This is a genomic window from Candidatus Phytoplasma citri, assembly GCF_002009625.1.
GTDB lineage: Bacteria > Bacillota_I > Bacilli_A > Acholeplasmatales > Acholeplasmataceae > Phytoplasma > Phytoplasma citri.
This window is the reverse complement of sequence record NZ_MWKN01000018.1, coordinates 1-2,351: the sequence shown is the minus strand read 5'-3', so window position 1 is coordinate 2,351 and position 2,351 is coordinate 1. Positions and strand designations below refer to the sequence as shown.

Genomic DNA, 2,351 nt, shown 5'->3' with positions numbered 1-2,351 from the left:
GATTCTCCAAGTTACTCTAAATTTCTACCTTAATTCCTTAGGGGAAGTATCCTCTTTTGGGAGGCTGATTCCAGGTTTTCTGATTTGATAAACTACTCAATACTTAAGATATATATTAGTAGGCTCTGGACTGTCCGTCTAAGCAACTTCCGAACAGGTTTTGTTATTACATCAATTACCTTCTTAGGCCATCTCAGGCTTGTCCATCGAATTATTAGGTGGCGGAGTCTTCTTGACTAATTTGCTTTCGTCGCAACCCGCTTTTATGGTCTGCTATAATTTGACATTCTTTCGTTTGCCAAACCAACCATATCCTTTCAGAGTTTATCGGCTCTGGCTATTGGTTAGATAGCACGAAATTTAGGCCTCTTTTGGCGCCCACTTCAAAACAATTATTTTTCTTATTGTTTCTATTTTAAAAATATTGTTTGGATGTATAATTTTTATAGCAAAAACTTTATTATTTTTAATATTCATGTGCAATATACAAACTAAAAATATCCCAAAAATTATAAAAATATTCGATAATTTGTTTTTTTTAATATTAAAATTCATTTTTAACCTCTTTTTTTGGAAAAATAATTTATTTCCGATAAAATTTTATCAAATAAAATACAATTATTTTTTAAAAAATTAAAATTTTTATAAAATTACAAAAATATAAAAATTAATTTTAAAATTTTAAATAATTCCATATAATATATATTTTAATAAATAATAAAATTAATAATTTTATATAAAAAAGCAAAAATTTAAATATTAAAATCAATGGATTATTATTCGTTAATATTGGATTTTAATATTAATAACGAAATTTAGTAAAAATTATCTAATTTAAATTTAAAAATAAATAATTATATTTTTCAATCGCATATAAAAATAACTCATCAAAACATCAATCATTTAATTATTTTTGATCCAAATCAAGACAAGATTAACTTTATAAAAAAACAAAATAATGAATAAATATGATTTTTAAAAATTAAAAAATAAATTATAATAATTAATTCACATAATTATCATTTATTTATTATTTTTAATTTTAAATTACATAATATAGATGTATTTATAATTTAATAATTATAAATATTAGTTTTATTGGTATAAACCTATTAAAATTGTTATCATTTTTATCAAATGAAAATGTAAAAAAAGTGATACTGATTAAATTTTAAAAAAATAGAATATTTTTTTTAAACAAAAAAATCTTATTAATTGAAAAATTTTAAATATTAATTAAAAAAATCCACAAACAGATTGAAATTATATATTCAATTAGAAAGTTTTTTAAAAATATAAACTTAAATTCAATAATAAATAAAAATAAATATAAATATTTAATTTAATTTTTATTTATTATTTGTTATTTTTAATATCGAAACATAATCGGGAATCTAATTGAATTTATGTTGGTCAAATTTATTCATAAGTCAAAAACAACAAATTCTTCGTAAATATTATTCATCCAATTATTTTAAGAAAAAATTAAATTTTAAGATCTGAAATAGATAAATTATCAATAATGAAATTTTCCATTTTTTTAGAAAATTTTTGATTTAAAAATTATGCTTGAAGACTAAAAAATAAGTTCATAATTTCCTATCTTTCCGAAACAAAGAAATATTTTGTGAAATTAAAAAAGTGTCTAAACTTTTTTTTGATAATTCTTTTGTTTCAAAAGATATTTTTTTTTATATTTTATCATCCTCACTATATAGTTAACTAAAAAAAGAGAAAAAACCTGATAACAAAATGAAAAGAAAATGATAATTTGCTATTAGTTTAACTTTTTTCTTTAAAAAAAGCGCACTAAAGTAACCTTTTTCAGGTAAGATTAATGACATTCAAAAATTAGCTGCGATTTTGAATATATTGAATTGGTGTGGCATAGTTTAATTTCTTTAAAATTCACTATGTATTCCGAAATTGGGGAAATTGATTAATTATTTTTTTCATGCTATTAGGAGATTTTTCTAATAAAAAAGGCTGTTGCTTTTGTAAAATCGTTTTCATTTGGCCAAAAAAGTTTTCAATCACAGCATTATCGCGGGGGTTAGCTTTTCGCGACATACTGATTAAAAACCCTTTTTTTCTTAAAGTTTGTTGGACTTTTTTGGTTTGATAAACTGTTCCTTGATCGGAATGCATGATACAAGGGGTTTTAATTGGGGGATTTTTTTAATTGTCTTTAAAACTAAATCTTGATTTTGTTGATTGGAAACATGTGAAGCGATTATTTGGTTATTAAAAGTATCAATAATACAAGAAAAATAAAGAAATCCTTGCTTTGTTTTAAAATAAGTAATATCTGTAAAAAGTTTTTGGAGCGGTTTAGTAGTCATAAAATCTTG

The 2,351-nt window shown here is 21.5% G+C and carries 1 protein-coding gene and 1 pseudogene; both read right to left on the bottom strand.

What is annotated here, in order from left to right:
* Window positions 1-360: 360 nt before the first annotated feature.
* On the bottom strand, window positions 361-555 hold the full coding sequence (locus tag B2G44_RS00800; protein ID WP_078122965.1) for a hypothetical protein: 195 nt from the start codon (window positions 553-555) through the stop codon (window positions 361-363).
* 1,296 nt (window positions 556-1,851) lie between these two features.
* A pseudogene (locus B2G44_RS00795) lies at window positions 1,852-2,351 on the bottom strand (transposase); the annotation flags it as partial.

Coding starts and splice junctions, on each gene's coding strand:
- B2G44_RS00800 (WP_078122965.1), bottom strand. CDS start 555: ATGAATTTTAATATTAAAAAAAACAAATTATCGAATATTTTTATAATT.